Annotated in this window: 28 protein-coding genes and 4 pseudogenes; 21 read left to right on the forward strand and 11 right to left on the reverse strand. The window is 59.4% G+C overall.

Features of this window, described 5'->3' with window-relative positions; genetic code table 11:
- The 4 genes from IQ26_RS34865 to IQ26_RS34875 form a co-directional block, all read left to right on the forward strand.
- Positions 1 to 183 (forward strand): ATP-binding protein (locus IQ26_RS34865; protein WP_162458163.1); only part of this gene is annotated, 183 nt, incomplete at its 5' end.
- A gap of 588 nt (positions 184 to 771) precedes the next feature.
- Complete coding sequence (locus IQ26_RS41730) at positions 772 to 957, forward strand: ribbon-helix-helix protein (protein WP_420846408.1); 186 nt, start codon at positions 772 to 774, stop codon at positions 955 to 957.
- Positions 936 to 2,327, forward strand: coding sequence for a hypothetical protein (locus IQ26_RS34870; protein WP_145722910.1), 1,392 nt, complete (start codon positions 936 to 938; stop codon positions 2,325 to 2,327). Before IQ26_RS41730 ends, IQ26_RS34870 begins: the two co-directional genes overlap by 22 nt.
- Positions 2,327 to 3,268 (forward strand): DNA adenine methylase, encoded by a 942-nt coding sequence (locus IQ26_RS34875; protein WP_145722911.1) that lies wholly within the window; start codon positions 2,327 to 2,329, stop codon positions 3,266 to 3,268. Before IQ26_RS34870 ends, IQ26_RS34875 begins: the two co-directional genes overlap by 1 nt.
- Positions 3,269 to 3,424: 156 nt before the next feature.
- On the opposite strand, the gene IQ26_RS34880 is transcribed toward IQ26_RS34875, so the two are convergent.
- On the reverse strand, positions 3,425 to 3,691 hold the full coding sequence (locus tag IQ26_RS34880) for a DNA -binding domain-containing protein (RefSeq protein WP_145722912.1): 267 nt from the start codon (positions 3,689 to 3,691) through the stop codon (positions 3,425 to 3,427).
- A gap of 112 nt (positions 3,692 to 3,803) precedes the next feature.
- Here IQ26_RS34880 and IQ26_RS34885 point away from each other — a divergent pair, with 112 nt between their 5' ends.
- Positions 3,804 to 4,022, forward strand: a complete 219-nt coding sequence (locus IQ26_RS34885; protein WP_145722913.1) for a helix-turn-helix transcriptional regulator — start codon at positions 3,804 to 3,806, stop codon at positions 4,020 to 4,022.
- A gap of 430 nt (positions 4,023 to 4,452) precedes the next feature.
- On the opposite strand, the gene IQ26_RS34890 is transcribed toward IQ26_RS34885, so the two are convergent.
- Both IQ26_RS34890 and IQ26_RS34895 read right to left on the reverse strand, forming a co-directional pair.
- Positions 4,453 to 5,148, reverse strand: a complete 696-nt coding sequence (locus IQ26_RS34890; protein WP_145722914.1) for an OmpW/AlkL family protein — start codon at positions 5,146 to 5,148, stop codon at positions 4,453 to 4,455.
- Between the two features lie 180 nt (positions 5,149 to 5,328).
- A complete protein-coding gene (locus tag IQ26_RS34895; protein ID WP_145722915.1) occupies positions 5,329 to 7,419 on the reverse strand; it encodes a prolyl oligopeptidase family serine peptidase in 2,091 nt (696 codons plus the stop codon).
- Positions 7,420 to 8,098: 679 nt separating this feature from the next.
- On the opposite strand from IQ26_RS34895, the gene IQ26_RS34900 reads away from it, so the two are divergent.
- The 6 genes and pseudogenes from IQ26_RS34900 (at position 8,099) to IQ26_RS34915 (ending at position 10,908) form a co-directional block, all read left to right on the forward strand.
- Positions 8,099 to 8,302 (forward strand): hypothetical protein, encoded by a 204-nt coding sequence (locus IQ26_RS34900; protein WP_145722916.1) that lies wholly within the window; start codon positions 8,099 to 8,101, stop codon positions 8,300 to 8,302.
- A 476-nt stretch (positions 8,303 to 8,778) separates the two neighbouring features.
- A pseudogene (locus IQ26_RS41735) lies at positions 8,779 to 8,955 on the forward strand (transcriptional regulator domain-containing protein); the annotation flags it as partial.
- Between the two features lie 115 nt (positions 8,956 to 9,070).
- Positions 9,071 to 9,586, forward strand: coding sequence for a DUF2285 domain-containing protein (locus tag IQ26_RS34905; RefSeq protein WP_240547399.1), 516 nt, complete (start codon positions 9,071 to 9,073; stop codon positions 9,584 to 9,586).
- Positions 9,586 to 9,723, forward strand: a pseudogene (locus IQ26_RS40810) (helix-turn-helix domain-containing protein); the annotation flags it as partial. The gene IQ26_RS34905 and the pseudogene IQ26_RS40810, both read left to right, overlap by 1 nt.
- Before the next feature lie 378 nt (positions 9,724 to 10,101).
- A pseudogene (locus IQ26_RS34910) lies at positions 10,102 to 10,562 on the forward strand (integrase core domain-containing protein); the annotation flags it as partial.
- A 115-nt stretch (positions 10,563 to 10,677) separates the two neighbouring features.
- Entirely contained in the window at positions 10,678 to 10,908 is a 231-nt protein-coding gene (locus IQ26_RS34915; protein ID WP_145722918.1) for a P-loop NTPase family protein, read from the forward strand.
- On the opposite strand, the gene IQ26_RS34920 is transcribed toward IQ26_RS34915, so the two are convergent.
- The 3 genes and pseudogenes from IQ26_RS34920 to IQ26_RS34930 all read right to left on the reverse strand — a co-directional run.
- The gene (locus tag IQ26_RS34920) at positions 10,905 to 11,399 is read right to left on the reverse strand and encodes a ribonuclease toxin HepT-like protein (RefSeq protein WP_145722919.1); all 495 of its coding nucleotides are present in this window, start codon (positions 11,397 to 11,399) and stop codon (positions 10,905 to 10,907) included. The two genes, IQ26_RS34915 and IQ26_RS34920, sit on opposite strands and share 4 nt — an antisense overlap.
- Entirely contained in the window at positions 11,396 to 11,725 is a 330-nt protein-coding gene (locus IQ26_RS34925; RefSeq protein ID WP_145722920.1) for a nucleotidyltransferase family protein, read from the reverse strand. Before IQ26_RS34925 ends, IQ26_RS34920 begins: the two co-directional genes overlap by 4 nt.
- A 551-nt stretch (positions 11,726 to 12,276) precedes the next feature.
- Positions 12,277 to 12,727: pseudogene (locus IQ26_RS34930) on the reverse strand (aldehyde dehydrogenase family protein); the annotation flags it as partial.
- Positions 12,728 to 13,088: 361 nt separating this feature from the next.
- Between IQ26_RS34930 and IQ26_RS34940 the strand changes: the two are divergent.
- Entirely contained in the window at positions 13,089 to 13,328 is a 240-nt protein-coding gene (locus IQ26_RS34940; protein WP_145722933.1) for a helix-turn-helix domain-containing protein, read from the forward strand.
- Between the two features lie 480 nt (positions 13,329 to 13,808).
- Here IQ26_RS34940 and IQ26_RS34945 read toward each other — a convergent pair whose 3' ends face one another.
- The gene (locus IQ26_RS34945; RefSeq protein WP_145722921.1) at positions 13,809 to 14,315 is read right to left on the reverse strand and encodes a helix-turn-helix domain-containing protein; all 507 of its coding nucleotides are present in this window, start codon (positions 14,313 to 14,315) and stop codon (positions 13,809 to 13,811) included.
- 507 nt (positions 14,316 to 14,822) lie between these two features.
- Positions 14,823 to 15,482: a ProQ/FINO family protein gene (locus IQ26_RS40820; protein ID WP_240547402.1), complete on the reverse strand. Its 660-nt coding sequence runs from the start codon at positions 15,480 to 15,482 to the stop codon at positions 14,823 to 14,825.
- Positions 15,483 to 15,960: 478 nt separating this feature from the next.
- Here IQ26_RS40820 and IQ26_RS34955 point away from each other — a divergent pair, with 478 nt between their 5' ends.
- The 6 genes from IQ26_RS34955 to IQ26_RS34980 all read left to right on the forward strand — a co-directional run bounded on the left by IQ26_RS34955 (position 15,961) and on the right by IQ26_RS34980 (position 18,973).
- Positions 15,961 to 16,329, forward strand: coding sequence for a hypothetical protein (locus IQ26_RS34955; protein ID WP_240547400.1), 369 nt, complete (start codon positions 15,961 to 15,963; stop codon positions 16,327 to 16,329).
- Positions 16,330 to 16,340: 11 nt separating this feature from the next.
- Complete coding sequence (locus IQ26_RS34960; protein WP_145722922.1) at positions 16,341 to 16,901, forward strand: type II toxin-antitoxin system VapC family toxin; 561 nt, start codon at positions 16,341 to 16,343, stop codon at positions 16,899 to 16,901.
- Positions 16,902 to 17,144: 243 nt separating this feature from the next.
- Complete coding sequence (locus tag IQ26_RS34965) at positions 17,145 to 17,417, forward strand: hypothetical protein (protein WP_145722923.1); 273 nt, start codon at positions 17,145 to 17,147, stop codon at positions 17,415 to 17,417.
- Positions 17,418 to 17,534: 117 nt separating this feature from the next.
- Entirely contained in the window at positions 17,535 to 17,747 is a 213-nt protein-coding gene (locus IQ26_RS34970) for a hypothetical protein (RefSeq protein ID WP_145722924.1), read from the forward strand.
- A 294-nt stretch (positions 17,748 to 18,041) separates the two neighbouring features.
- On the forward strand, positions 18,042 to 18,521 hold the full coding sequence (locus IQ26_RS34975; protein WP_145722925.1) for an arsenate reductase (azurin) small subunit: 480 nt from the start codon (positions 18,042 to 18,044) through the stop codon (positions 18,519 to 18,521).
- Between the two features lie 95 nt (positions 18,522 to 18,616).
- Positions 18,617 to 18,973 (forward strand): c-type cytochrome, encoded by a 357-nt coding sequence (locus tag IQ26_RS34980; RefSeq protein ID WP_407660320.1) that lies wholly within the window; start codon positions 18,617 to 18,619, stop codon positions 18,971 to 18,973.
- 339 nt (positions 18,974 to 19,312) lie between these two features.
- Here the strand turns inward: IQ26_RS34980 and IQ26_RS34990 are convergent, their stop codons facing one another.
- On the reverse strand, positions 19,313 to 19,777 hold the full coding sequence (locus IQ26_RS34990; protein ID WP_145722928.1) for a phasin: 465 nt from the start codon (positions 19,775 to 19,777) through the stop codon (positions 19,313 to 19,315).
- Positions 19,778 to 20,000: 223 nt separating this feature from the next.
- Between IQ26_RS34990 and IQ26_RS34995 the strand changes: the two genes are divergently transcribed.
- A complete protein-coding gene (locus tag IQ26_RS34995; RefSeq protein WP_240547401.1) occupies positions 20,001 to 20,525 on the forward strand; it encodes an IS66 family transposase in 525 nt (174 codons plus the stop codon).
- Positions 20,526 to 20,677: 152 nt separating this feature from the next.
- On the opposite strand, the gene IQ26_RS35000 is transcribed toward IQ26_RS34995, so the two are convergent.
- A complete protein-coding gene (locus tag IQ26_RS35000) occupies positions 20,678 to 22,321 on the reverse strand; it encodes an MFS transporter (protein ID WP_145722929.1) in 1,644 nt (547 codons plus the stop codon).
- An 864-nt stretch (positions 22,322 to 23,185) separates the two neighbouring features.
- Complete coding sequence (locus tag IQ26_RS35010) at positions 23,186 to 23,971, reverse strand: Fic family protein (protein WP_145722930.1); 786 nt, start codon at positions 23,969 to 23,971, stop codon at positions 23,186 to 23,188.
- A 245-nt stretch (positions 23,972 to 24,216) separates the two neighbouring features.
- Here IQ26_RS35010 and IQ26_RS35015 point away from each other — a divergent pair, with 245 nt between their 5' ends.
- On the forward strand, positions 24,217 to 25,572 hold the full coding sequence (locus IQ26_RS35015) for an IS5 family transposase (protein WP_145722931.1): 1,356 nt from the start codon (positions 24,217 to 24,219) through the stop codon (positions 25,570 to 25,572).
- A 153-nt stretch (positions 25,573 to 25,725) separates the two neighbouring features.
- The coding region (locus IQ26_RS35020; RefSeq protein ID WP_145722932.1) for a helix-turn-helix domain-containing protein at positions 25,726 to 26,004 on the forward strand (279 nt) is incomplete at its 3' end.

Below are 26,004 nucleotides of genomic sequence, written 5' to 3' on the forward strand. Positions count from 1 at the left end.
CGCCGATCGACAATCGTCACCAGTCAGCTGCCCCTGGATCGCTGGTACGAGATCATTGCAAACCCAACCCTGGCCGATGCCATCCTGGACCGCCTCGTTCACAACGCCTATCGCATCGATCTCACCGGGGAAAGCATGCGAAAACAGCGCTCGCCGAGAGCGTCTGAAACAGCGCAAGCTTGACCTGAAACGAAACCCAATCCAAACATCAACGAGACCCAGGATCAGCCCGAAAAATGGCCGGCTTCAAATCGGAACACCGGCCGGAATGAAATCGGAATGACTGGCCGGCTTCAAATCGGAATCGATGGCCGGCTTCGTCGGAATACGCACGCACGACAATATGGCGATCAGGACGGGCTTTCGGCTCCGGCCTCCCGCATCCTGATCCGGTCTGCTCGCCTGACTTCCACTCCGTCTGGCCGGATCTGTTGCTTGGGGGTTCCGCCCCCCCCGCGCGGCGCAAGGGATCGCTGACGCTCGGCGGGGGTCTCCCCAGCCTTCCGCACGGATGCGTGCTCCCGCACTCCTCAGCAAAACCTCGATCCGCCTGCGCAGGCCGGGTAGTCCTCCTCCGACCCGGTCGCCCTTGCACCTTGCAACCCCGGTCTCGCCGAGGCGCTTGGTTGCAGCGCAGCGCTGCGCTCCAACCAAGCCCACAGGAGAAAGCCGAAAACGTTTCCTCCCGCGTAAGCGCCTCCGTCAGTAGAAAAGAATTCTGTTACCGAAGTCGGTGTGTTACAAGTATCTCACAGATAGGGAGATAACAGTTTGCCGCGTGCCAGCTCCGAGGATAAACGCTCCCATGTGACACGCATGGTCCATGTCCGGCTTGATCCGGAGCTTCACCGACGCCTTCGGGTCGTCGTGGCGGCGGAAGATACCTCCGTCCAGGAGTGGGTTGCGCGCGTCATCGAAAAGGCAGTGGGGGAGAAATGGTCGAATATCTCGAACTGAGCATCGATGAGCTCCTCCTCGACGAGGACAATCCACGCCTCGGCTCTGTAAACACCCAGTCGGCAGCGCTGGAAGCCATTGTCCATTTGAACGAAGCGCATTTCCGCAACCTGATGCTTAGCATCAAAAACAATGGACTTGATCCCGGAGACAACCTCTACGTCATAGAGGCTGATGGCGAGGACGACTTCACTGTGCTGGAAGGCAATCGGCGCCTTTCGGCGCTCATGGTGCTGAACAACCCCGATGTTTTGGACGGCACCGAGGTTCCCGACACCATTAAGAAATCTCTCGTTCGCGCAGCGGCAGGGTTTGATCGGACAAAGATAGAGCCAGTTCGATGCGTCAAGTTTGAACACCGCGAAGACGCCAACGAATGGATATATCGACGGCATACTGGAACAGCGGACGGCGAGGGCAGGATACAGTGGGGACCGCTGGAAATTCAGCGTTTCTCTGGCGACCGATCGATACTCGATGTCATCGACTTTGTAGGCCGCAACGCCGACTACTCGGACGACGAGTGGGAATCGACGAAGTCAGTAATTGAAAGCCGGAAATCCAGCAACCTTGCTCGCTTGCTCGAATCCGCACCGGGGCGCAAACATCTCGGCATTTCGATATCAAATAACGGCGACGGCAAGACCCCTGTGCTAGGCTCGGAGCCCAAGTGGGCTCTCAAAGTCTTGCGTCGGATTATTGACGACGTGCGGGACGGAATAGTGGACTCGCGTGATCTCAATAAGGCATCGGATATCGATGGTTATTTTCAGGCCCTTCCCAAGGACCTTCAACCGCAAAAGGGCAAATCCGGCATCCCACGTCCCTTCAAGGACATTGACATCAAAAAGCGACCGGCACCCGGTGCCGCCACGAAAACCTCGGCAAAGCAGAAGACAAAGAGCAGCCCAAAACCGCGAACCACGCTCGCACCGAGACGGCATGCTTTCAATGCACCTACTTCGACCAAAGGGAAGATTCTACTACGAGAAGCAGGAACCTTGGACGCAACCAAGTTTACAGTCTCCGCAGCCTTTGTGCTCCGCAGTTTCGTGGAACTTGCGATCAACGACTATATGGACGCAAACCAGATTCCAAAATCTGAAACGAATGCGAAGGGAGCCGTTGTCGAATTGGACCTCACCCAGAAAGCGGACAGAGTCTTAAAGCGTATTGTGGCGGCGGACAGTTCAAAGAATGCTGACCTTCGCGGCTTCCGCAATAACATTCTGACGAAAACGTCTGCGACCTCCATCCAGTCGCTTAACGGGTTCGTTCACAACAAATTCCAGATTCCGACCGCAGACGCGCTTCGGGCAGGTTGGGATTGTTCTGTCCCAATCTTTATTGCCGCCTATGGAAGTGCATAATGCCAGATGCTCACCCATCACTTACTCAAACTGGTCGCTACTCCCCACTTCGTTATCCCGGTGGAAAAGGAAAACTCGCACGCTTCATGAAGGAGATTGTGCGCTCAAATGGCTTGTCAGATGGCCGCTACGTCGAGCCGTATGCGGGCGGCGCTGCAGTCGCTTGGGAACTCCTGCTTACTGGCGTGGTGCGTCGCGTTTCGATCAATGACATTAGCCTGCCGATATTCGCGTTCTGGCATAGTGTCCTGAACTCGACAAACGACCTTTGCAGGATGATCCATGATTGCCCACTGACCATGGACGAGTGGGATAGGCAAAAGGAAACATTCCGACGACCGGATGAGGCCGACAATCTCAGTCTAGGTTTTTCTTTCTTCTTCCTGAACCGCACGAATCGATCTGGAATCCTGAATGGTGGCGTAATTGGCGGTCGTGACCAGACCGGAAAATGGAAAATCGACGCCCGCTTCAACAAATCTGACCTCATTTGTCGCATTGAGAAGATCGCGTCACTGAGAGCACGGATCGAGTTGACCAATCTCGATGCCGTGAAGTTCATTGAGACCAACGCCAAGCGGTTCGGCAATAAGACGCTTCTTTATATAGACCCCCCTTATTTCGACAAAGGGCGCTTCCTATACCATGACGCCTACCGCGCTGAGGATCACGCTATTGTCGCAAATTCTGTAGTAAAACTGGAAGGACTGAATTGGGTCGTTTCCTATGACGATGTGCGACCGATTCACGATCTCTACGCGGCGTCGCCTTGGCTCCAATATACGCTGAACTATAGCGCTCGTAACGTCACGAGAGGGCGAGAGGTCATGTTCTTTAGCCGAAATCTCTTTATTCCAGAGGTGCGCACACCTTTGCATGAGATTGACCGTGATATTTATAAGCGACCGAGGCCGGTTTCCGAGCGCGAATTTGCCGCCTAATGATGATGGCGTCCCCCTTCGGGTCGCGCTTTCGGCTGCGCGGAATCACTCCTGCGGCGCGTCCTCGTCCTTCACCGGATGGATACCCAATCGCCGCAGCGCTCATGAATGGCGGTGCAGGGAGTTTGTTTTGAAAAGCGCGCACTGCTCAATTCGTCAGCTGGCGAACAATTCCTTGTAGCCGTTGGTCACCATCCAGTTCGCACGGTCGAGATGACTGCGGAGAGCCTTTCGGGCGCGCTCCGGTTCCTTTGCCGGATCAATGCCGAGGATCAGATGCGCCATTTCCTCTTCGCTGGCGCCGTCAGCGGACGCGTCTAGGAGCCGCATATAGGTCGTGAAATGCTCTTTGTCGTAAGCCGTGAGGCTGTCCGACCAATGGACTTGGTCGGCAATCGGCGTATTCGCTTTATGCTGCAACATCGCTGGACTCTACCTCCGGACAATCGGCTCCGCGAAGCCGCTCCGCCCGCTCAATGTGGATTACATATTATAGTTGATAAACTCAAGCTGCCTAATCCGGTGGCTTGCGTGCATGGATATGCGCAAGTTGGTCGGACGGAACGTGCAGAGGATCAGGCTAAGGAAGCGTCTGACGCAGGAGGAGCTTGCCGAGATTTCCGGGTTCAGTCAGCAGTACATCAGCGGCTTGGAGAAAGGCCGAAGAAATCCGACGATCATAACGATCTATGAACTGGCATTGGCCCTCGGCGTCAGCCACACGGATCTAGTTCGGCCCGACAAACAGGCCTGACACACGGACCTCCAAGTAATTGCAACGCCGCCGGCTGCTCGTCAACCGAGCCCGCTCTCCTTCGGCAGGCTTCAGCGATCTTGGCCATTCGGCTTCTCGCTCCTGGCGGGAGGCAGCCTGTCGGCTGCTACCGCCATGTTGCCGAAGGCTGCTCGGCGAACCGCGGCTGCAGGCGGACTGGAAAGATCCGCCCCATCTGCGTGGCCGCATCAGGTGCGCCATTCGGTGCGACCACGTTCTCACGAATCGGGCACAGAGGCTTTCTAGCGTTTGATGCCAGGCTGTGATAGGCGTCCTTGTCTCGGCTTTTACCCTTGGAGCGTCAGCCACCGGGGAAAATAGACATTGCCTAGGCAGGGCCGACGGCAAAAGGGCCCACGAGGCGCCCTTCGATTTAGCTCGGCTGTCAGAAGGCCGCTTCGCCTTTGTATCAGAAGCGGTAGGTGACACCTGCGCCTATCAACCAGGGATCGAGCGCTGCCTTCCCCGTCAGCTTCGCGCCGTCCACCGTGACGTCGAAGTCTGGCTTCAGGAAAAGCTTCTTCACGTCGAAGTTGACGCCCCAGTGCTGATCCACCATGTAGTCAAACCCGACCTGCAGCGCGGTGCCGAACGTGTTCTTAACCCTGAGAGCATCGGCGCTGCCGGCATCCTGGTTATAGAAGATCGTGTAGTTCACGCCGGCGCCAACATAGGGCTTGAACGCGCCGAAATCGGTAAAATGATACTGCAATGTGAGCGTGGGCGGCAGGAGCCAAACCTTGCCGATGTTGCCCAACCCGCCGATCGTTCCTTGGCCGTCGATGTTCGCATAGGTGGTGCCGAGTATGAGTTCGGCGGCGATGTTGTCCGTGAAGAAATAGGTGATATCGAGTTCCGGCGTCACCGTGTTCGAATAGGAAAGACCGGAGCCAGGCACCGCATTGACGTAGCCAGAATCCTTAGTGATGACCCCCAACCCACGCAGGCGGATCTGCCAAGGGCTTGGCGCTTCGGTGACCGAGGCTCCTGCCCGCGGGACGCTTGCGGCTTGCGCAAGGTCCGCCGCGACGGCCTGCTGTCCTACCACGATGAGGATGACGGCCGCCGTTACTCCCCGCGCCACGCCAATTCGCTTTGTCGCCATGATATTCTCTCTCCTTTATCTTCAGAAATGATGCGATGTACTATTACGAATACTGCCAGAATTACTTGAGATTACGGATTCTAACGCTCCTCTTACCTGAGACTGCGTTTGCGCGTTCCCGCAATCACCGACCTGTGCTCACTTTATTTGAAGCGTTGCCTTTGTCCGGGTTGTGCCCACCTATCGAACGCGATCGTCTTGCCAGCCGATCGCACTGCGAAGGAAATTGTTGCCCAGGGCAATGAATGCGGCCCGCTCGCGATTGTCCTTGCCGTAGCCGTGCCCGCCCGCGCCGGGCTCGTAGAAGTAAGCGGGATAGCCAAGAGCCTGCAGCTTTGCGGCCATCTTACGCGCGTGGCCCGGGTGGACGCGGTCGTCCCGCTTCGTGGTGGCGAGCAGGATCGGCGGATAGGGCTGTCCCGGCGTCGCGGCGTGATAGGCGGAGATTTCCTTTAGGAAAGTCCAATCCTCCGGCTTGTCGGGATCGCCATATTCGTCAATCCAGCTCGCGCCCGCCAAAAGCTTGGTGTAGCGGCGCATGTCGACAAGCGGAACTGTGCAGAACAGCGCCCCGAAACGCTCGGGATAGCGGGTAAGCATATTGGCGATCAGGAGGCCGCCATTTGAGCCGCCCTCGGCGGCAATCCGCCACGGCCGCGTAATGCCCCTTCGCACGAGGTCGGCGGCAACGGCAGCGAAATCGTCGTGGGTGAGGCGCTTGCCCTCCCTGCGCCCGGCCTCGTGCCAACGGGTGCCAAACTCGCCGCCGCCCCGGATGTTTGCCACTACGCACGTGCCGCCGCGTTCGAGCCACAGCTTGCCGATTGAGGAGTTGTAGTAGGGCAGGAGCGATATGCCGAATCCGCCGTAGGCGGTGAGGTGAACCGGGGCATGCCCGTTCCCGTCCGCCGGGCCGACCTGCGTATAAGGGATCATCTCACCATCGGTCGAGACTGCCTCGTGCCGCGTGACCACCAGCCCGGATGCGTCGAAATCCTCCGGGCTGCGCTTCAGGATTTCTGGAGCGCCGAGAGGTGGCGCGGCATTGAGGTCGAATAGGAGAAGCTGCGGCGGCGTGATCGGGTCCTGAGCCCAAATGAGGACCTCTCCATTTGTCTCGTGACGTTCCGCATCGAGCGGCCAGAGGCGAACAGTCCCTTCGGGGGGCATGGTGTCCAGGGCCCGGCGCGTCCATTCCTGGCGCCCGGGGGTGAACATCTCGAAACGCGGAACGAGGTTGACGAGGTAGGAGATGATAAGGTTCCCATTATTCCAGAAGAACGACTGCAGGGAGCGCCTGTCGCCTGGTTCAAACAGCGTGCTAAAACCGCGCTCGCCCGCGATGAACGAGGAGAGGGAGATGCCGATCAGCGTGTCCGCGTCATGGGTCGTCCCTCCCACCGTCCACGGCTTGCGCGGCCTTACCGCCAGCCAGTCGCCGAAGTCATTCCATCGGGCGTCCTGAGGAAGGTCGATCTGAATCTTCGGCCCGCTCCTGTCGCCGATATGAACTATCATTTCGAAGAAGGCCGGCGTCTCGATGAACCAAAGGCGCTCGTTCTCGGCGGTGCGGTCCAGATGACCAAACACGCCAACGGATTCGGAACCGGTCTCGAAGATTACCGGCGCGGTGAGCGGATCCGCGCCACGCTTCCACAACCGCACGGTACGCGCGTAGCCGGAGCGGGTGGCCATGCCATCACCAAGCGCACTGGAAAGCAGAAGCGTGTCGGGGTCGAGCCATTCAATGCCGCCCTTGGCCTCCGGGAGATTGAACCCGTCCGCGACAAAGCTCAGGGACCCTAGATCGAATTCGCGATGCACGACCGCATCGCTGCCGCCGCGCGACAGGCGCAGAACGGCTCTTTCCCGTCTCTCCGGCTCGATCGACGAGCCGCCCCAGATCCAGTCCTCTCCATCGCTAACGGCGCGGGCGTCCAGATCGAGCAGTACCTCCCATTTGGGATCCGCCTTCATGTAGGCGGCAAGGGTGGTCCGGTGCCACAGTCCGCGCGGGTTGCGGGCATCTTGCCAGAAATTGTAGACGTACTGACCACGGCGCGTGATCAGGGGAATCTTGTCGGGACGGTCGAAAATCGCTGTCAGGGCCGCGCGGTCTCGCTCGAACTGCGTTCCACCGAAGTGCCCTAGTGTCCTCGCCGACTGGCTGGCGGCCCAGTCAAGTGCCCGTTCACCTTCTACATCTTCGAGCCAAAGATGGGGGTCATCGTCGGGGGCATTCAGCGTTGGGCGGAAATCGAATGCGGTCATGTCCTGATAACCTGCAGGGTGATGTCGACTGGAGGTTTTCCTTCGGCTCGGGAAAGCTCAGTGTTTGCGGCGGCGACCGCATGCTCGGCGAGCGTGATCATGGGATAAGTTCTTCTCAGTTGGTGCGGCGCGGCAGTGCGTTTGCGCATAGGACTGCATGCGTCGTGCCAACCAGGAAAATCGTTTCAGAACAATGCGATCGCTCTGATAGCGGTGTGTCTCATGTCCGACATTGTCGAAGATCCGACAATGACCGCTACCGTAAGCGCATTATCGATCTCGTGTGCGAGCTCGCAGGACCACCTGCAAAACTCAAGCAGTGAAGGTCACAGCGAACTTGGTTGGGACGCAACATCTTCACTCCAACACGCTTCTCGTCTCCGGCTGTCGATGGACAGCCACCCATGAGTTGACGGACGATCTGAGCGACACAGACCGGCTGCGCGTCTCAATCTACACGCCGCCAGCTGAAAGAGTCGGAGATCCGAGGAAAAGGGGATGGGGCACCGGTTGGCTGACCTGATGGTTGTGCAGGCCCTGCCAGCTGGGCTTCACCGTCGGCTTGACGTATTAGAGGTCTATCCATCGCGCCAGCAATCTGCGTCCGAACGGACGCAGGCGACTGGTCCCTGTGACAACTTGGCCTGCAGGCGGCCCGTCACCCGATATGCAAGGTACGATGGTTCAGGAGACAGGGTGCTCCGGCTCGGTGGAGTATCTCGGCGAGACGGCCATCTACGGTGTGTCGCTGACGCTGCGCGAATTGGTGTTCCTGCAATGGCCAGTGCGGGGCAAGTCTGCCTGGGAAATCGGCTGCATCCCAGGGTCAAGCGGAGCACGGCCGCGCTCCATCTCGATACCGTCCGCAGAGAAGCCGGCTTGAGCACCACCAAACAGGCGATTGCGCGTCTCGCCGGTTCGGTTTTTTGGGTTCACTGATAGTCGACTTCACCTGTGCAACTGCACAGGCTGCCACAGTGTGAAGGTTCGTCTCCAATGGCGGGGAAATTCCCCCGAGGAGGCCTTCGATGATCCAGCTATTGCGCCCGACGCTACGAGAACTTTGCCGACAAACGGCGTGCAATCCACCATCCGCTCTACTGAACCTTCAAGGAACGTCTGGAACGGGACGCAGGAGTCGATAGCCGCTATGAAATCGATTCCCTTGACCCGCTCAGGCCGCGCTGGCTTTTGCTGCGCGGTTTCGACGGTCGGGCTGTTTCGTGCGTCTACTGTCCTCGACAGTGCCAACGGCACACGGTTCGACGAAACAGTGGCATTGATGGTCCGGTTCTTTCGGCGCCGGTGCTTCGCCAAGTGGCATGACCTTGGACGGCCTCGGGGCAGGGGAGCACAGCCATGCCTACAGTTCTTTTGAATGGCGCTGCTCAGGCTGAGTGGCAGGATGAAAGATCATACGATTACACCGCTCGTCTGACGCTGCGCGGCTGGGCCTGGGAGTTCTTGCGCCGCAATCCGGCATTCCAGCGTGATCTTCTCGCTGCGCGCCAGCAGGTCAATGCCCTGTCTCGCGAATCCTTTCTCGACGTGATCGCGTCGGCCGGCGACCTGTCGCGCTGGGGTGTTCTGTTTCGCGGAGTCTTACGGGCGCAGTGCGGCCGTGTTCTGGTGTCCGCGCCGGTGCGTCCATGTGCTGCCGGTCATTGCGGAACAGCTGTCTGCATCCTCGACGACATCGCCGTTCGAGCTCGCGGCATTGCCATGTCATTCGACGGTACTGCTGGCGCCGGACAAGAGCCAAAATGTGCTCCTCGGCAATGCGGAGCATACCCTCCAGCTCGCCGTCTCGGGCGCGGATATCTTGCACTCTGTTTGCCTGCGTACCGAGGCGATTTGGCCCGCGATGCTTTCGAAGCATCGCTTGAGGGCGCTCGAGTGCCTCAATGCTCTTAGTCTGGGTCAACAGCTGCCCGCCCGCTTGTTTCCGCCGGAAAAACGTGGCCCCCGTTTGACCTTCGTTCTTCGTGCGCTGGACGGATCGCTCGCCGGAGCGTCTCATCGAGAGCTTGCTGAAACTCTGATCGGTCAACGGCGCGTCCGCGCCGACTGGCGGGATCCGCGCGATCATCTGCGCGACCGCATCCGCCGTGCCGTCTCTCGTGGCCGCGAGCTCATGAATGGCGGATACCGGCACTTCCTCGTCTGAAGAAGCTTGGTCGTCCGCAATCCTTCGTGGCCAAGTACGAAGGCGGAGAGCGGCGTCTCGATGTCATTGAGTTTCTCAACGTAACTGCGGCGCTTGACGCCGATCCCTGCGAGATTCTGTCCAGCCTCCGGTCGTAGCGGGCGCCCCGCGCGCCTGACGGCGCCGCCGGGTGCTCGTGAACCAAGCCCGCTTTTCTTCGGCAGGTCAGGCGGTTTCGGCCATTCGGCTTCGCCCCTGGCGCGGCTCGTCAGACGCGCGCAATTCTTCTCTGTAACGCCTTTCCCGGTGGCGAGGGGTGGGCTGCTCTCCCTTCTAGGCCCGCCGCGGCATCCCGCAACCCTTCGCTTGGCGCTTCGGGTCCTTCTCTTCGTTCCGGTCCTTCGGATGCGGTCCGCCTTAGACGGCGGGCCTTTCCGGTCGCTATTCGCCGCCCACCCTGCATCCGGGGAAAGGCGCGATTGGCGAGCAGAGGACAAAACGATGCAGGCAGGGACAGAAGCGTACCGCCAGCGGGGAGGCAGGCAAGGGCGGGCGCTCGGGCGCCAGAAGCTCGTGCCCGATCGGGCCACGCTCGATGGAGCCTGGACTTCGTCTCGGACACGTTCACCGACGGCCGTCGCTTCCGGGTGCTCGTCGTGGTCGATGACTACACGCGCGAATACCTGGCGCTCGTCGCCGATACCTCGCTCTCGGGCCTGCGTGTCGTGCGCGAACTGGACGCCATCATCCGCCGGCGCGGTCGGCCGGACACGATCGTCTCCGACAACGCACCGAGCTAACCTCGATGGCGGTTCTGCGATGGTGCCAGCAGACGGGCGTCGAATGGCACTACATCGCGCCGGGCAAACCTACCCAGAACGCCTCCGTGGAGAGCTTCAACGGGCGCTTCAGGGACGAGTGCCTCAATGACACGCTGTTCTCGACGCTGGCCGAGGCCCGCAGCGCCATCACCTCATGGAAGGAGGACTACACAAACGAAACCAAGGACTCTCCCTCAAGCCGGAGGAGAAAAGGGTCTCAGGTCACGACACACATTCTGCTTAGCGTTGCCGAACGCAGAGCGCGCTAAGGGATTTGCTGGAGGTGCGCTCATGACCGTCCAAGTCGACGTCCACAAGCTGCCGGTCATGCTCACGGCCCTGCGCCTGCCGAGCTTCCAGGGCCACTGGCAAGAACTCGCCGAACGGGCCGATAGCGAGGGCTGGCAGGCGGCACGCTTCCTCGCGGCCCTGGCCGAACTCGAGCTCGCCCAACGCGACACCCGCTGGATGGGAGGATACATGGATGCCGTGGCCAGCCTTCTTCGTTGCGTCGGTCGCTAATCGAGAGTCCGAGCAGGTGGGTCAACCTTATCCCTGAAATCCAGGACGCACGGTTTCAGGTTTGTCGCCAGCCGGCGCGCAGCCTGGATCGAAGCGACTGCGAGCGTAGGATCGAAGCTGTCGTAGTCGTGGGTTGCCCTGTGTCTGAAGCGCCTGGACTCGTCCACGTCTCGGGCAACTTCTGGCGGAAGGATCGCCGGACGAACATGGCCGGGTGTCTTCACTTCCCTCGAGACCCGTTTAACAAGGTCCGAATGTGAATGCTCGCCCGCGGGCACTTCCTCCCCCAAGATCTCCAGTACCCGTTTCAAAGCGCCTTCGAGGGAAGCGTGGGCGGACTGCATCGCGTGGAGAAGCGCCATTGTGGCTCTATATCCCGCGATGTCATCGGCATCGAATCCGCCCTCGTCGTAAAGCTGCGCCGCATTGCCGAAGTGGCGGCATGCGGAATCGAGGTTGTCCTCGACTTCTATCCAGCGCGCATCGGTCATGACAGGACAAGCCCCCTTGCATGAACGCGCTCGACGAAGCTCGCTTTGGTGGTGCGGGCATCGTGGACGTCCAAAGGGACTGCAAGCCTTGCGCAGACATCCTCCACGAACCGCCAGGCATCCCCTGTGCGGTCCGCAGGAAAGTCGATCAGCACATCCAAGTCGCTGTCAAAGCGCATTGTGTCCGTTGCGTACGAGCCGAAGATGATAAACCGACCGCCGTACTTTCGGGCGTACTTATCAAGTTCTCGGACTACATCATCGGCCGCGCTCTTGCGGCGCGCCGCCTCGGCAGCCTTTCTCTCGGATAAGATCGTAACTCTCATCGGAATACACCTAGACCGGGCATTCTCATTCCCCGCCTCCCGCGTTCGTGAAGTTTGAGGCAATCCTGGAAGATATATGTATTCATTGATCGCTCGCCAGAAGCAACCTTCTTGCCAGTCTCAGACCCTTCCACATTTCGGTTAAGGGCTGGGATGAACCACCGCCCCTTCTAGCTGAGTCGCTGGTTGCCCGTGGAGCTCGGTCGGAAGGGCTATCGCGGATTGATCCAGGACGGTCGTGGCCGAGCGGCAAGAAGCCAGTAGCCCTGACTACTCGGATGGCTGCCTCACCCACATCGGATTGATGCCCTTTCAGGTCGATGTACGCGACCGAATTGCCTGCAGAATTGGAAGCGTTTTCGTCGACAATGCAGACGCTTGCCTCGTCAAGAGAGTCAAGAGATACATCCAGCCAGGTTAGCACTTCAGAATTGCGTCTGCACGGGTTGCGGAGCCGCCTGTCGGCTTTACATCGAGGAGCAATCCTACATTGGCATAATCGGAGATCGCTTGCTCGATAACCCGGTCTGCGAATCGCGCAAGCAGATGTTTCAGATCCCGCCCACGCAAAGGTATTTCATTGCGAGGTAATTCCTCGAGGCCATGGCGGGAACCCTCCCGCCCGATGCCGGACTGCTTGATCCCGCCGGAGGGTGCCGCTTTCGAGGACATGCGTCCCGTGTTGATGCCAACCATGCCATATTCCAAAGCCTCGGCCACACGCCAGACACGCTTCAGGTTCGAGGCATAAAAATAGGCGGCGAGGCCGTAGATCGTGTCATTGGCCTCACGCACGACCTGATCCGCATCGTTGAAGCGAATGATCGGCGCCAGCGGCCCGAATGTCTCCTCCTGCGCAGCTGCCATCACGCCGGAAATCTCAGTCAGGACCGTCGGTTGGAAAAACGTTCCATTCGTGCCGATGCGTTTGGCCCCGCATCGAATTGTGCCGCCTTTGGCAACGGCATCGGCGATATGGGACTCGGTCTTGGCCAGAGCATGCGCTCGCTTGTTTCCGCCGGAAAAACGCGGCCCCCGTTTGACCTTCGTTCCTCGTGCTCGACGGATCGCTCGCCGGAGCGCCACATCGCGAGGGCGCGGACCGGTTCAACTGCTGGGTCGATGCCGAGAATGAGTTCAGCCATTTCCTCTTCGCTGGCATTGTCAGCGCAGGCGTCCAGGATCCGCAGGTAGACCTTGAAATGCTGCCTGTCGTAGGCCCGTGAGGCTCTCCGACCAGGGGACTTCGTCGGCGACACGCGGCGTTCCGTCAGTTACGTGACATGGGTTCTTACCTTCACAGTTCTAAGCTTACACCCATGCCGTTTGTCAGAATACTCCGTGGCGAGATGCTCTACAGGAGCTGGCCTCTCATGCATGGAGACGAGAAGTCATTGGCCGCAATCTGCGACAGCATCTACAGACAAAGAGGCTATCACAGGAGGCGTTGGCTCATGAGGCTGGCGTTGACCGGACTTACATCAGCACGCTGGAACACGGCGTGTACGGCGCCACTATCGATATGATCGACAAGCTTGCCAAGGTACTTGAAGTTGAGCCGGCAGTTTTGTTGGATCGGCGGTCGCAGACAGACGCGAAATAATGATGCGCGGGAAAGTTTGCCAGCGCTACGCGCCGTCCCCGCATCGACCGACAGCTCGCTCGACCTGGATGTCGCATTCGATGCTGAGAGCCGTGGCGATTGATAATCGTGTGCCTGGCGTGCAGCAGGTCCCGGTTGCCCGGCGCTGTCTCGAGAAATAGCGGACACAATCCCCGCGGGAAAGCACCCACCATTCAGCCACGTTCAGCGTTGTCCGATACCCGACAATGTCGGATACGTAACAGAATCTGATCCATCAGTTGTTTTTAAATGCTTTTTTGCCTTGGCACGGTACATGCAACGCTTGCGGCAAAGGCGTTCGGACTGAGGAGAAGTCGTCTCATGGCCCCGAACAGCCGCTGACTTACGCCACCTCCCAAGGCGTACCCGGCCCGGCAGCGAGCTCAGTCTCCTGCCGGGCATCCGATTTCAGGGTGTATCTGCCCCTGGCGTTCAGCCGCGTTGGTACCCCGTGAACGCCTACGGTCCGTGACGGCTTTTCCGGCGCTGTACTCTGCTGCTGGCCACGGACTGCCCGGGGTCGGTCGAGATCAGGAATTTCCTCGACCGTGTCTTCGCCGGCTGCGCCGGGGTCCCGGCACGGTGACGGCCGAAGCCGGGGAAGGCGACTGAGGCCGAAGATTCTGAAATCATGAAACGTGAGAGGCGCTCGAAGCCGTTATCAGTGAGCTTGAGGAAATTGCCGCCGTCGAAAGTCAGATAGCCTTCTTGGATCAGTCTGTTGGTGGCGCCGCCGTATTCTGTCACACGGACACCGTGTTTCAGACCGAGCTGGATTTGCAGGTCCGTGACGTTGGCTGCAATTTCGCCGGAACGGGCGCCGGGATTTTTCTCTCGAATATAGTCAAAAATCCATTCCTGGACTTCTTTCACTGTCGGCTCTTTCGCGCAATGGGCCTTCGCACCCAGCCTCAGAAACTTGCCACCGTCCCACGCGAGAACCTCTGCTTCGACGAGCGCCTTCACCGCCTCCGTGTATTCGTCGGCGCGGGCGCCGAATTTCCTTGGCGGTACGCAGCTGCAGGCTCAAGATGTCGGTGACGATCTCGCCGGGCCGAACAGCCGAATGATCGTTGCGAATGTATTCCTGGATGGAGATCTAAATCTCTTCCGTAGTCGGCACCTTATCAAATGCAATCAGTAGGTAGAGTTCGTCGCAGTCGCTTATCTCCCTTGCTTGGCCTGCGTGTCGCGGCTTGCGGGGCATACAGCCGCGAGGCGCAAGGGAGAAACCGTCGGGCCGACCGGGTCGCCGGTTTCGCGAGAGTCGCCGACGATTCGCGGCGGAACGCTCTGGGTCAAAACCCAATCACTCGGTGGGCATTTTGGCTACCGTGTCCTTTGCGATCGCGGCAATTCGGCACGGGGCAAGCCATGTGCTCCGACTTCAGGTGCTGTCCCGGTCGGCGCAAGACCCATCGCTCAGCGGCGAATCAAGCCATCGGCTTTCGGAAAGACCGGCGACGCTTCGTCTCAACGACTATTCCGGTCGAGCCATCGGCAGCATACGGCCGTTTGCTTCGGTTTCCGTTTGGGTGGCGCTTCAGGCTCTGCGCTTGGCTCCGGCATTTGCTTGGTCTCTTGCTTGTCCTTGCGAGCGCACAGCAAAGCCTTGGCGGTCGCCGCGTCCGCATCCGATACCTCACCGGCCGGCTTGCCGTCGAGATCGACCCGCGCGGCGCCGGCATCCAGTCTGGCCAAGTATCTGGCCATTCTTGTATAGGCGCGCAGGGCTCTCCTCAATTCATCATCAGACAGTTCGCCATCAAGCACGCGAATGTCCTGATGGATGCCGATCTTGAGCGGCTTGGGGGCTTTCGGATTGAACGCCGCAGGCCACTTTGCCGATAGATGGCGGAAAAGCTGTGCGGGCGATTTCGCTCGGCTAGCGGTCGACATGATCAAGCCTCGCCCGTTTTGTTTTCGTTCCCAATTCTGACCCTTCGTAGCACGCATATACGCAATGATTATGAGCGTCTGAGAAAAATGGGCATTCGTCCCGCAGGGCAAAGCAGCGGGCCCTGGCTCCTCCGGATCGAGTACCGTTGCCCGGATTCCGAGATACATGAGATGTCGCTTCCGGCACGCGGGCGACAGCAGGAAGTGCTGCCCATTGGGTTGTTGTTCGGACATCGCCAAAGCTCAGTCCTCCCTCGGTTTGGACGGCGACTGAGCGGCATATTTCCAAACCTCCGGACGGGATCGGGACGTGCGAAACCGCTGTGGCAGCACGCTGCGCAACGGTCATGGTGAAGGCGAAGGGGTCGGTTATGTCAGGGCTCTTGGTTGTACGCATTACAGCACTCGCGGCGGCCGATGCCGCCGAAGAGATCAAAGCTGTATGTGCGCTTTGCCTGAATGGGGCGAGCTCATAGTTAATCGCCGCCTAGACGCACGCGCGGGCTCATTAAGGACTTTTCCAGCATTAGGCAGCAAAGACCACGAACCGTATTGTCCGCTGTGCACCACCCTTCGCTGTCTGGGGTTTGGTACCTAATGGCGAAACGAATGGCAGCTCAGCAAACTGAGCGAGCGTCCGAGTGACAAAGCTGCTCCCACCTGTTATGTTCGACAAAACACACGACTTGGCTAACGCATAGGAGATATCGATATGACGAAGACGCTGAGAATGCGGTCGTCATCGACTGCTCCGCAACAGCGCCTCGTTGCGAAAAAGAAGCGCATGCGGAGTCTGATCCGTAAGGACGCCAACAAGGACATGCCGGGCGAGCAGAAGTTTGTCGTTCGGCAGACGCTTCGTGCTGCCATTCGCAAAGGCCTGATCGGCTCTAAAGACGAGCGGATCACAGCACGTTTGAGCCATGCCCTCATTGAGCAGGCTAAGCGCCAGACGGGCATTAAGGGTGACACCGAGTTGCTTGAATTCGCTCTCGCGAATATTGCGCTCGAGGACAATTTCCCCGCGACCATCAATAAGCTCGCCGGAACCATCGATCCAGACATCAAGCTCGGCTTCTGATTGAGGTTTGGGTGTCAGAATTCGACGTTGAAACAGCCCTTCGCTCGCTCCGTGGCTTTCCAACCAAAACACTTGCTCGCAGACCTGATGATCAGCTGCCCTTCGTGAACGAGGGCGAGCTCGGCGGGCAAGCCCTATTGCTCGACACCTGTGTGTACATCGACAGGCTCCAAGGCAAAGCTCCTGCGTTGGTGAAGCAGATCATGGACGGTCGTCACAACAACCATTCAGCCATCTGCATCCAGGAGTTGGCTCATACGCTTGGTGTCCTGAAGCCCGACGATCCCCGCACCGCGGGCGTGCATAAGGCTGTGTCAGAAGTCATCCGATCGATGCCCGGACACCGGATTGAACCGCCCGATGCCGACGTCCTTGGCCGCGCTGCTGTTCTCAATGGCGTGCTCTGTCGCCTGCAGGGCTACCAGGACGACCAGAAGCTGCGCTGCCTGCATGACTGCACTCTGTATCTACAGGCATCGAAATCGGGGCTTGTCCTGTTGACTCGGAACATCGCCGACTACGACTTCTGCCGACAACTCATTCCTGGTGGCAAAGTCCTTTTCTATAGGTAGCGACTCCTCGGTTCGTTACCCTCTGAGACATTGAAATAGCCATTCGCGATCAACGGGTTGAATAATGATCGGTGGCTTTTGCTGCCTAAAGCCGGAAAATCTCCTGGTAGTGAAAAACTTTTGAACGTGAGCTCCGGGTGGTTCGACCCCCATATCGGCCCAGCGATCCGTCCCCCGGGAGGATGGGTCCCCAATCGGTTCGTCGGTAAGCTGAGGCTGGGTAGCTAGGGGCAATGCAAAAAGATGAGCAATGAACTGACTACTGGGCTCCTGTCGGGGCTTGGAGGAGCGGCCGACGATCTTGACGCTTCGCCGCTCGGTTCTCAGAAGATCGCAGAGGCGCGGACGCATTGGAACGAGTTGCATCGCAAGCTGAGCGTCGAACTGAATGCTGTTTTCAGCCGGATGGCAGGCTCTGGCAATGCGCGCCGCACCTGCCGCTCATCGGCCGACGCGACGCGTCAGGTCCTGAAGTTTCCTAGTGCTTCCCCCAAAGCGCGCCAGCCTTCTTTCTGAAGAGCGTCTTCTAGATTGTGTTAGCGGATGTTAAATTTAGAGCGTCTCAGCTTGCCGGAAATTAGGATCTCGGTGGCATAAGCCCGCATAGCTTTTGGGGTGTTGGCAGGAAGACCGATGCGCGGGCGGGGATGGATCAAGGCGTTGCGTCAGGACGAGGCGCGGCAGGTGCGTGCGCGCATTGCCGAACTGGAGCGCGACCTCATGGTGACCACACCTATGGGGCGCCAGCTTCGTTTCGAAGCCGGACATGAACTTCGCAATGCGACGTTCCGCCTGGAGCGTCTTGAGGAATGCATCGCCGAAATATCGGAGAAATGCGGGCGTTAGCGGAAGCTTCGCCGCTCTCAATCCTTGCCACGCGGTCGGCTGGTCGGCGGGGAACAGATGCCGATCGTGCGGGTACACGCGTCGATGATGCCTTCAGACAGAACGCGGTAACAATGCGAATGCAAGTTCAGGCCGAAATGAAAGACTCCAGCTAGGAATGAGCGGGGCCTTGGGCCGTTCGACTCCTCGGAGGTGGGTCCCATTCGCATTTTGTAATGAAATCGCCGGCTTTTCCGGCTGGCACAAGCGTTGCAGAGCCATTTGCGAGAACATTTCGCCCAATGGGAGGAACGCATGACTCGCTGCAACAAGCTGCCCGACGTCGGCCGCCGTCAATTTCCAAAGGGAGGAGCGTTTGCCGCTGCAGGAATGGCCATAGCCGTGGCGGCGCAGGCTCAGACTAAGACTAAGACTGCACCGGGGCTGGCACTCGTCGAATACCCATCGAAGAGGCTGGCCAACTTAGGTGACCTGAAGCCGAACGAACCCCTCGACGTCAGTTACCACGACAGTGCGGGACCGGACTGCGACATTGTCGGATTCTCGACCACTTGCCCGCACAAGGGATTCCCATTGAACTACAACGCCGACGACCCCCCCCTCAATTGTTCCGGCCAATACTCACATTTTGACGCTGATGCCGGAGGGCAGCAGATCTGGGGCCAGTCGACGGCCAATATTCCCCAATACGCGCTGCGCATCGACGCCAAGGGCGAAATCTGCGCCGAGGGAGTCGACGAGCTCCTTTACGGTCGCCTGAGCAACGTACTTTAAGGGAGGATCGGAGCATGGCTTACAAACATATCGACCGCCTGCCGTATCTTCAATCGGGGAGTTCCTGCGTGAAATATCTGTTCGTCGGTGCCACAATGGTTTTGGCGATACTGCCTCCGGTCGCCCGGGCCCAGGCCCAGGATATCGAGGGAGGCAAGGCGGTCTTCAAAAAGTGCGCCGCCTGTCACAACGCTGATACCGAAGCGAACAAAGTCGGGCCAACCTTGAAAGGCGTCGTGGGCCGGACAGCGGGGACCGTGCTTGGCTATTCTTATTCGAAAGCCATGAAGGATGTGGGCGCTGCGGGCCTCGTATGGGATGAGCCGAACCTGATGGAATATCTGGCAAATCCCAAGGCGAAAGTGCCGGCGAACAAAATGGGGTTCCCTGGCCTCAAGAATCCCGACGACGTCAAAAACGTCATCGCCTATCTCAAGAGTGTGTCAGGTTAGAATCCTTTGGCCATTGCGTTTCGAGAACAACGCAAAGGAGGGAGCGATCATGTTTCACGCCGTGAAACCTGTTTTGAAAGCCGACTGTTCTGCCGGGCAGAGTGGCGAAGCTATCCCGTTCGAGACGACGGTAGCCAAAGCCATCGCACTCGCCAAACCTGTTCGATATAGGGTCCCACCAGGACGCGGCTCCGCCGTCTGGCTGCGCCGGCCAAGGCAGGCCGAGCGCCGCCGCTGACCTGTCTGTGCTGCCTGCATCGGCGTAGTCAATGTTCACTCTGCCCGTACAAGGAGTGCCAGTGGGCGAGGTGGACTTTCGGTCCCGACTGCCTGAGCCAATCAGGCGGCGGGCTTGAATTCCTTCAAAGCCATCTCAAAGGCATCCTTGATCGGCTTGGATACATCCTCGGCAGCTTTCAACATCAAGGCCTGGAGAGCCTTGGCCTGCTCGGCGGATTTTTCGATCTGTTTGTGCAGGAAAGCGGTCTGCAACTCGAGCAACTCGGACGGCGACTTCACGGTAACCAGTGCCTCGAGGTGCGTGAAGCCAGCTTCGGCATTGGCCCGCAGAGAGGCGATCATGTTCAGGGACACCTCGTTGCTGGTGGTCTTGGCCATTTCAAAGGTCGACTCAAAAGCCTTTTGAGTCGCTTCGGCATCCGAATTCAATTTGGAAAATGCCTCCTTCGATCGCTCAATGCCCTGTTCGGCGACATCGCGAGCTTGCTCGACAGCCTTGGACTGTTCGAAGGCAGGGGAGTCGGCGTTTTCGATTGTTTCGGTCTTTCCGGTGATCTTGGACATTTTTCCATCCTTTTCCCAGGGGCGACAGCTAAACAAAGCCGCCTCCCTAATGTACGAAATAGGCGCAACGGATTTATGAAGCTGACATGAATTTGCGCGAGCAGACTTGGCCCGGTGCTGCGCCAATTTCTGGTCACCGAAAGCATGACCACAGATAAGCGGACTTGCGGCTACGAGGCTCGGAAGGTCAGAAGCGGACGACATCGTCCCGGCGCAGTTGCGTGTGATCGTCGTGCGCCGGCCCAAATATGCCTGCCGCGCCTGCGAGGACGTGGTCGTTCAGGCTCCGGCGCCCGCCCGGCTGATCGAGGGTGGTCTTCCGACAGAGGCGACGGTCGCCCAGGTGCTGGTCTCCAAATATGCCGATGTCTGCCGCTCTATCGTCAGGCGCAGATCTACGCCCGGCAGCATCAATCTCGATCGCTCCACGCTCGCCGACTGGGTCGACCGCGCCGCCTGGCATCTGCGTCCGGTGCATGAGCGGCTGCATGGCAAGCTGAAGTCCTCGCCAAAACTCTTCGCCGACGAGACGACCGCGCCGGTGCTCGATCCCGGTCGCGGCAAGACGAAGACAGGCCAACTCTGGGCCTATGCCCGCGATGACCGACCATGGGAGGGAGCGACCCGCCGGGCGTCGCCTATGTCTATGCGCCGGATCGAAAGGCCCAGCATCCGATCGCTCATCTCGCAGGCCCGGAATCGTGGAGGGGTGGCAGATCGACGGTTCCGTTCTATCTCGAAGAGCTGAATAGTGCTTTGTACTGCCATGTGTTGCACAGATGCAGTCGGGAACTCGTCAGTCTACAGATCGGTTCCTGCAGAGCAGGCACCGTGCGAACCTTGTGCTCTGGAAAGCCCAGAGGTGATCGCGCCTGTTTATCGGCTGTCAGCATCATGAGCTCACCTCGGAGGACGAGAAAAGATTGTTGGGGCACGGGTACGAGCTGCCTCGGTGGTTCGTTCGATCGAAAGCACTGTGTGTGGGGGAAGCTCTCCATCATGCAGTGCCAGGAGATGATGGCCGACTTCCTTATCCGCCGCCGTAAGCCGATGATTCAGGCGAAGAAAGTCCATCCAGGTTGGCGTGCGGAACGTCTCTGTCCAAAGTGAAGGCGTTTGGAGGTTGCGCTGGAGCGTCCAGTTTCGTGCACCGGCACGGCTAAGAGCGTGACGCTTTGCGCGCATGCAGCCGAGAAAGGCGTCGATATTCTTCTCGGTTATGGAATAATCGACCTTGGCAACGATCGGGCCACTCCTGGGCTTGAGATCGAGTGCCAGCTCCGGTGCGGGAAAATCCGAACTTTCTTGATCCGTTTCCTCCCATGGACGTATTGGCAACAGTATCCCCGCTGCCGCAACCAGCAACAGAGCCCCTGCGGCACCCTCCAAAGCCCAGGTCAAGGAGTAGCTCTGCGCGACGGAACCCCAGATCCAGCTGCCGGCAGCCATACCGCCAGCGCTCAAGGCGTAGTAGATCGAGAGCGTGCGGCCGACAACCCACCTTGGGCTCGCCAGTTGCACCGACACGTCAATGCCCGTCCAGGTGATAAGCCAACCCGCGCCGCCGAGTGCCAGCGAAATGGCCGCCACAGGGACCGACGATGTAAGGGCAAGGGAAAGGCAACATGCCGCACAAGCGACAGAAGCGAAGGCCACCAGCCTGTTTTGAGACGTGATCCGCCTCAGGAAGCCGTTGCTCATGCCCGCGATGAAAGCCCCGGTGCCGAAGCCAGCCAGTAGAATGCCGTAGACGATCGGCCCGCTCATCAACTGATCTCGGACGACGAGAGGGAGCAGCGCCAGGATGGAGATGCTTGCCAACCCGAAAAGGGTTGCACGGGCGACCGCCGCCCTGATCTCGAGGGACATCACGGTGAAGCGCACCCCGTCGTGAATTGCCATCGCCATCCTCTCGCGAGGGAGAGGCGAAGAGCGAACTTTCCAATTGGTGCGCCATATTGCGCCCAGAGGCGCGAGATCACTCAGCGCGGCCAAGGCGAAAGCGGCCAGCGGTCCAAAGAACGCCAGGATCACGCCCCCCAGAGCCGGGCCAACGCTGCGCACGATGTTGTATCCGACCGACATAAGCGTCACCGCAGCCGGAATGTCGCGCTTGTGAAGGATATCGCCAACGGAAGCGTGCCAGGCCGGATCAGTTAGCGCGAAGCCGCAGCCGGCCAGGAAACCCAACGCGAGTATGAGCCAAGGATGGACAAATCCCAGACCCACCGAAATCATCAGCGTCGTTGATGCCAATGCTATCAAACAGTGCCCGGCAAACATCACCCGTCGGCGGCTGAAATTGTCGGCGATGGCGCCAGCGAGAATTGAGAGGAAGAACACCGGTAATGTGGAGGCAGCCTGCACGAGTGCGACCATAAGATCGGACGACGAAATGGTGGCCATCAGCCAGCTGATGGCCACCGTTTGCACGAGCCACCCGAGGCTCGAGATTTGTGTGGCCGTCCAGATCGAGCGAAACACCGGATTTCGAAGCGGTGCAAGCGTCGTTGGAGCGGACGGATGAGGATCTTCGTGCTGCACGTTTTTTTACCTTCGACGAGCCGATTGTTTAATTCACGCCCGCCACCACTGACTTTTTGTCTTTACGATGTTGTGTAATCGGTCAGTACTTCCAGGGCATGACCCAGCACCCGCTTCCGCATGCTCCACGAGCATCCTTGGGGCCGAGATATCGGTTTACGGTGACGCGCTCAATCCCAAGTTCTTAGCAGAGATCGGAGTCGGATGTGCCGCATTGAGTCATAGCGGACTGCGCGGGCGAATCTCGGTTTGGTGATCGCGAATTCCTGCCTCCTTTGTGGCCGCGCGCCCCCTCCTGCGGCGTGCCCGGCTAAGCGCCGTCAGCCAGCCATCGTGACAAGGCCGGGAAACTCCACCTTCCGCGGTCCAAAGAATGGTATTGGAGCGGTAACGGGCTCTCCAACCGCGGCTGGATGACAGTTCAACGGCAGGTCATGTGGTTCACACGATTTTGGTGCGGCTGGCCTTCATGAAGGTAGCCAGCGCCATGTGGCCGTAGGACGGTTTAGCGCCGTTTAGCTTGGCCGCGATGTACGTCCTGCGGTCGTTTTCGCCTGGAAAGGCCTTCTCGAATAGCGCGGCATATTCATCGGGAACCCCTGTTGAGGGAAATCGATCGAGGCCGTCGATGAAGCTTTGGAGCGATCGGCGGACCGCCGGATTTGCGAGGTCGGCAATGGTCTTGGTGAGACACGGCGTTGACTCACATAGAGCTGCTGCTTGAATTCCCAGATCATGTCCCAAGCCGTGGAAATGCCGGCTGCTGCAGACGCTCCAGCCCGAGCAGCCACATTAGGCCGCCTGGGCGCATTGAAAATCGGCGCGCAAAGTCGTCGGCGGCGACAATGGGGTAGGGGCTGTCGGTCATTTCGCCTCCCAGACTTTGCGCCAGGCTGCGAACTCAGAGGGTCGGATCTGATAGCGCGCGAAATTGCCTTCATGCAGTCCCGTCAACTCAGTTTCGGTAATCTCGACGAAGCGCTCACGGTCTGCAGGATCGACCCTCTCGGCTGCCCAAGCTGCTATGCGCGCGGCGGCCCCCTTGCGTCCGGTGCAACCACGGATGAGGTCAGCGACGAGTTCACGCAGTTCGGCGCGATAGCGAAGCCTGAACGGGTCAGGCTCGCCCAGCGACTGGCGAACAGCGGCGTAGCGCGCCGCCGAGCGTTCATAGGCCCATACAAAAAGGTCCTTGAGGAGGTCAATCTGGTTCAGCTCGTAAACCCCGAGCACTGCCTCAGTATACGCCTGTCGCGGCACATCGGCGAAGGAGAGCGGCGAAAGGTTGTTCTTGATGAGCGGGATGTTCGCGGCAAGACGGGACACGCGCTTGTTTACGTCGTCGAAGGGCTGGAGATAGGGCAGTTGCACCATGACGAAGAACGCTTGCTCGAACGGGTCGACGATGGCGTCGGCAGTCGCCAAGATCTTGTCGAAAGCTTCCTCGATGAGCTGCGGCACTTCCAGAGGATGGAAAGCGGACCGCTCGATCCCGACCGCGATGTAGCGCAACCTTCCAGCGGCTGACGGATCGACAAGCAGGTTATTGGCCAGCAGGCCATGTAGAACGAGGATTGTGTAGCGATTGAAGCCGATGTCATCGGCTGCGCTGACCAGGAACTCAATTGCGTCCTTGTGGTTGAGGATCATCTGCGCTTCGAGATGCGCTCGGCCCTTGGCTTCTTCACCGAACTCAATGAGGCGCTTGGTGTCGAGTAGCGAATAGGTAGTCGTCCGTGAAGAACTCGGAATGCTTTGATTCCATTTAACAATTTTCCCTGATTTCGGTTTTCAGATTGCCGAATTTCGTGGCTTTGGGCTGCGGTTTCCGGCAAATTGGATGCGCTTGTTCTGCGTGATTCGAGGCGATGACGAAGCAGCGAGGGAAGCGAGCGATGCGACCGAAGGAACGGCGCGAGAGCGGCCAGACGGACCTGTTGCGATCCCGGCTCGACCACATCCTCAATATGGATCATGCGCTGGTGAAGCTGGCCAAGACGATCGACTGGCGTTTCCTCGAAGAACGGCTGGGCGAGGTCTATGACGACGATCCTGGCCGGCCGCCTTTGCCGACCCGGCTGATGGCGGGATTGGCCATCCTCAAGTCGATGCACAACCTGTCCGACGAAAGCCTGTGCGAACGCTGGCTGGAAAACCCCTATTACCAGCTGTTCTGCGGCGAGGAGTTCTTCCAGCACCGCTTGCCCTTCGACCGCACGTCATTGACGCGCTGGCGCCTGCGCATGGGCGAAGAGCGGCTCACGGCTCTGCTCCAGGAGAGCCTTGCGGCGGCGACCAGGTTGGGGGCGGCCAAGCCGTCGGACTTCCGCGCGGTAATCGTCGACACTACCGTGCAGGAAAAGGCCATCACCTTCCCGACCGACGCCAAGCTGATGCATCGTGCCCGCGAGCGGCTGGTCAAGCTGGCCAGGAAGCATGGCATTGCCCTGCGCCAGTCCTATGCGCGGGTCGGCAAGATCGCGCTGATCAAGCATCAGCGCTATGCCCATGCCAAGCAGTTCAAGCGGGCCAACCGGCAGCTCAAGCGGCTGCGCACCATGTTGGGCGCGGTGATCCGCGACATCACCCGCAAGCTCGCCATGCGGCCAGAGCTGATGCAGGCCTTCGCTCTGCCGCTGTCGCTTGCCCGGCGCGTCAGGGACCAGCGCCAGCGCGAGCGAGGCAAGAAGGTGTATTCCCTGCACGCTCCGGAGGTCGAGTGCATTGGCAAGGGCAAGGCCCACAAGCCCTACGAATTCGGCGTCAAGGTCTCCGTCGCCACCCCGCTGCAGCGCAGCCGTGGCGGCCAGTTCGTCGCCCATGTCAAGGCGCTGCCCGGCAATCCGTATGACGGCCACACGCTGGCGACCATCATCCCGGCGATCGAGGAAACCATCGGCGTCAGCCTCGGCAAGATTGTCACCGATGCCGGCTACCGCGGCCACAACGCGCCGAAGGACAAGATGTTCAAGGTCCATGTCGCCGGCTACAAGCGCGGCCTCACCCAGGCCGTCAAACGGGCGCTGCGACGCCGGGCCGCCGTAGAACCCGTCATCGGCCATCTCAAGAACGACCACCGCATGGGCCGCAACTTCCTGGCCTTCTCTGAGGGCGATGCCAACAACGCCGTGCTTGCCGCCGTCGGCTATAACTTCAGCCTCCTGCTCAACTGGCTGAGGCTTTTGTGTGCCTTCTTCCTGGTACTGCTCACGTCCGCTGCAGTGCCACCACTCCGGCCGCGATCAGCCTGACGCCATATCAGCTCTGATATGGCGGGTGGGAAATGCTCCCGCTTCGCCTCCGATCCCGAAATCAACCTTCTTCACAGACGACTAGTGGATTGATCGGAACAAAAGAGTCCGAATTGGGATTCCCCTTGGCTTGATGGCATGCGAGTCTGCTGCATGCGCAGCGACATTTCCTTCACCGTATCTTCCGCCGAGCGTCGGCGATTGAACGCCATCACCGCGAACCCCAAGAGCCCGCAGAAACACGTCTGGCGGGCGCGGATCGTCCTTCTGAGCGGCGACGGCGTGGGCACCACGGCAATCATGGCCGAGACCGGCAAATCCAAGACCTGCGTGTGGCGCTGGCAGGAGCGGTTCATGCATGAGGGCGTGGATGGCCTGCTTTGCGACCGCTCCCGTCCGCCGGGAAAGACGCCGGTCCCGCCGGAGCGTGTT

Source organism: Mesorhizobium tianshanense (assembly GCF_007830515.1).
GTDB classification, from domain to species: Bacteria; Pseudomonadota; Alphaproteobacteria; order Rhizobiales; family Rhizobiaceae; genus Mesorhizobium; species Mesorhizobium tianshanense.

What these genes read in the sequence shown, in the direction of transcription:
- IQ26_RS34975 (WP_145722925.1), top strand. Translation starts at nt 18,042, where the DNA reads ATGACTCGCTGCAACAAGCTGCCCGACGTCGGCCGCCGTCAATTTCCA.
- IQ26_RS34890 (WP_145722914.1), bottom strand. Translation starts at nt 5,148, where the DNA reads ATGGCGACAAAGCGAATTGGCGTGGCGCGGGGAGTAACGGCGGCCGTC.
- IQ26_RS34895 (WP_145722915.1), bottom strand. Translation starts at nt 7,419, where the DNA reads ATGACCGCATTCGATTTCCGCCCAACGCTGAATGCCCCCGACGATGAC.
- IQ26_RS34885 (WP_145722913.1), top strand. Translation starts at nt 3,804, where the DNA reads ATGGATATGCGCAAGTTGGTCGGACGGAACGTGCAGAGGATCAGGCTA.
- IQ26_RS35010 (WP_145722930.1), bottom strand. Translation starts at nt 23,971, where the DNA reads ATGATCCTCAACCACAAGGACGCAATTGAGTTCCTGGTCAGCGCAGCC.
- IQ26_RS34900 (WP_145722916.1), top strand. Translation starts at nt 8,099, where the DNA reads ATGGTTCAGGAGACAGGGTGCTCCGGCTCGGTGGAGTATCTCGGCGAG.
- IQ26_RS34980 (WP_407660320.1), top strand. Translation starts at nt 18,617, where the DNA reads ATGGTTTTGGCGATACTGCCTCCGGTCGCCCGGGCCCAGGCCCAGGAT.
- IQ26_RS34925 (WP_145722920.1), bottom strand. Translation starts at nt 11,725, where the DNA reads ATGAGAGTTACGATCTTATCCGAGAGAAAGGCTGCCGAGGCGGCGCGC.
- IQ26_RS34920 (WP_145722919.1), bottom strand. Translation starts at nt 11,399, where the DNA reads ATGACCGATGCGCGCTGGATAGAAGTCGAGGACAACCTCGATTCCGCA.
- IQ26_RS34990 (WP_145722928.1), bottom strand. Translation starts at nt 19,777, where the DNA reads ATGTCCAAGATCACCGGAAAGACCGAAACAATCGAAAACGCCGACTCC.
- IQ26_RS34955 (WP_240547400.1), top strand. Translation starts at nt 15,961, where the DNA reads ATGACGAAGACGCTGAGAATGCGGTCGTCATCGACTGCTCCGCAACAG.
- IQ26_RS34880 (WP_145722912.1), bottom strand. Translation starts at nt 3,691, where the DNA reads ATGTTGCAGCATAAAGCGAATACGCCGATTGCCGACCAAGTCCATTGG.
- IQ26_RS34915 (WP_145722918.1), top strand. Translation starts at nt 10,678, where the DNA reads ATGACCGTCCAAGTCGACGTCCACAAGCTGCCGGTCATGCTCACGGCC.
- IQ26_RS34875 (WP_145722911.1), top strand. Translation starts at nt 2,327, where the DNA reads ATGCCAGATGCTCACCCATCACTTACTCAAACTGGTCGCTACTCCCCA.
- IQ26_RS40820 (WP_240547402.1), bottom strand. Translation starts at nt 15,482, where the DNA reads ATGTCCGAACAACAACCCAATGGGCAGCACTTCCTGCTGTCGCCCGCG.
- IQ26_RS34870 (WP_145722910.1), top strand. Translation starts at nt 936, where the DNA reads ATGGTCGAATATCTCGAACTGAGCATCGATGAGCTCCTCCTCGACGAG.
- IQ26_RS34970 (WP_145722924.1), top strand. Translation starts at nt 17,535, where the DNA reads ATGCGCGGGCGGGGATGGATCAAGGCGTTGCGTCAGGACGAGGCGCGG.
- IQ26_RS34965 (WP_145722923.1), top strand. Translation starts at nt 17,145, where the DNA reads ATGAGCAATGAACTGACTACTGGGCTCCTGTCGGGGCTTGGAGGAGCG.
- IQ26_RS35015 (WP_145722931.1), top strand. Translation starts at nt 24,217, where the DNA reads ATGCGACCGAAGGAACGGCGCGAGAGCGGCCAGACGGACCTGTTGCGA.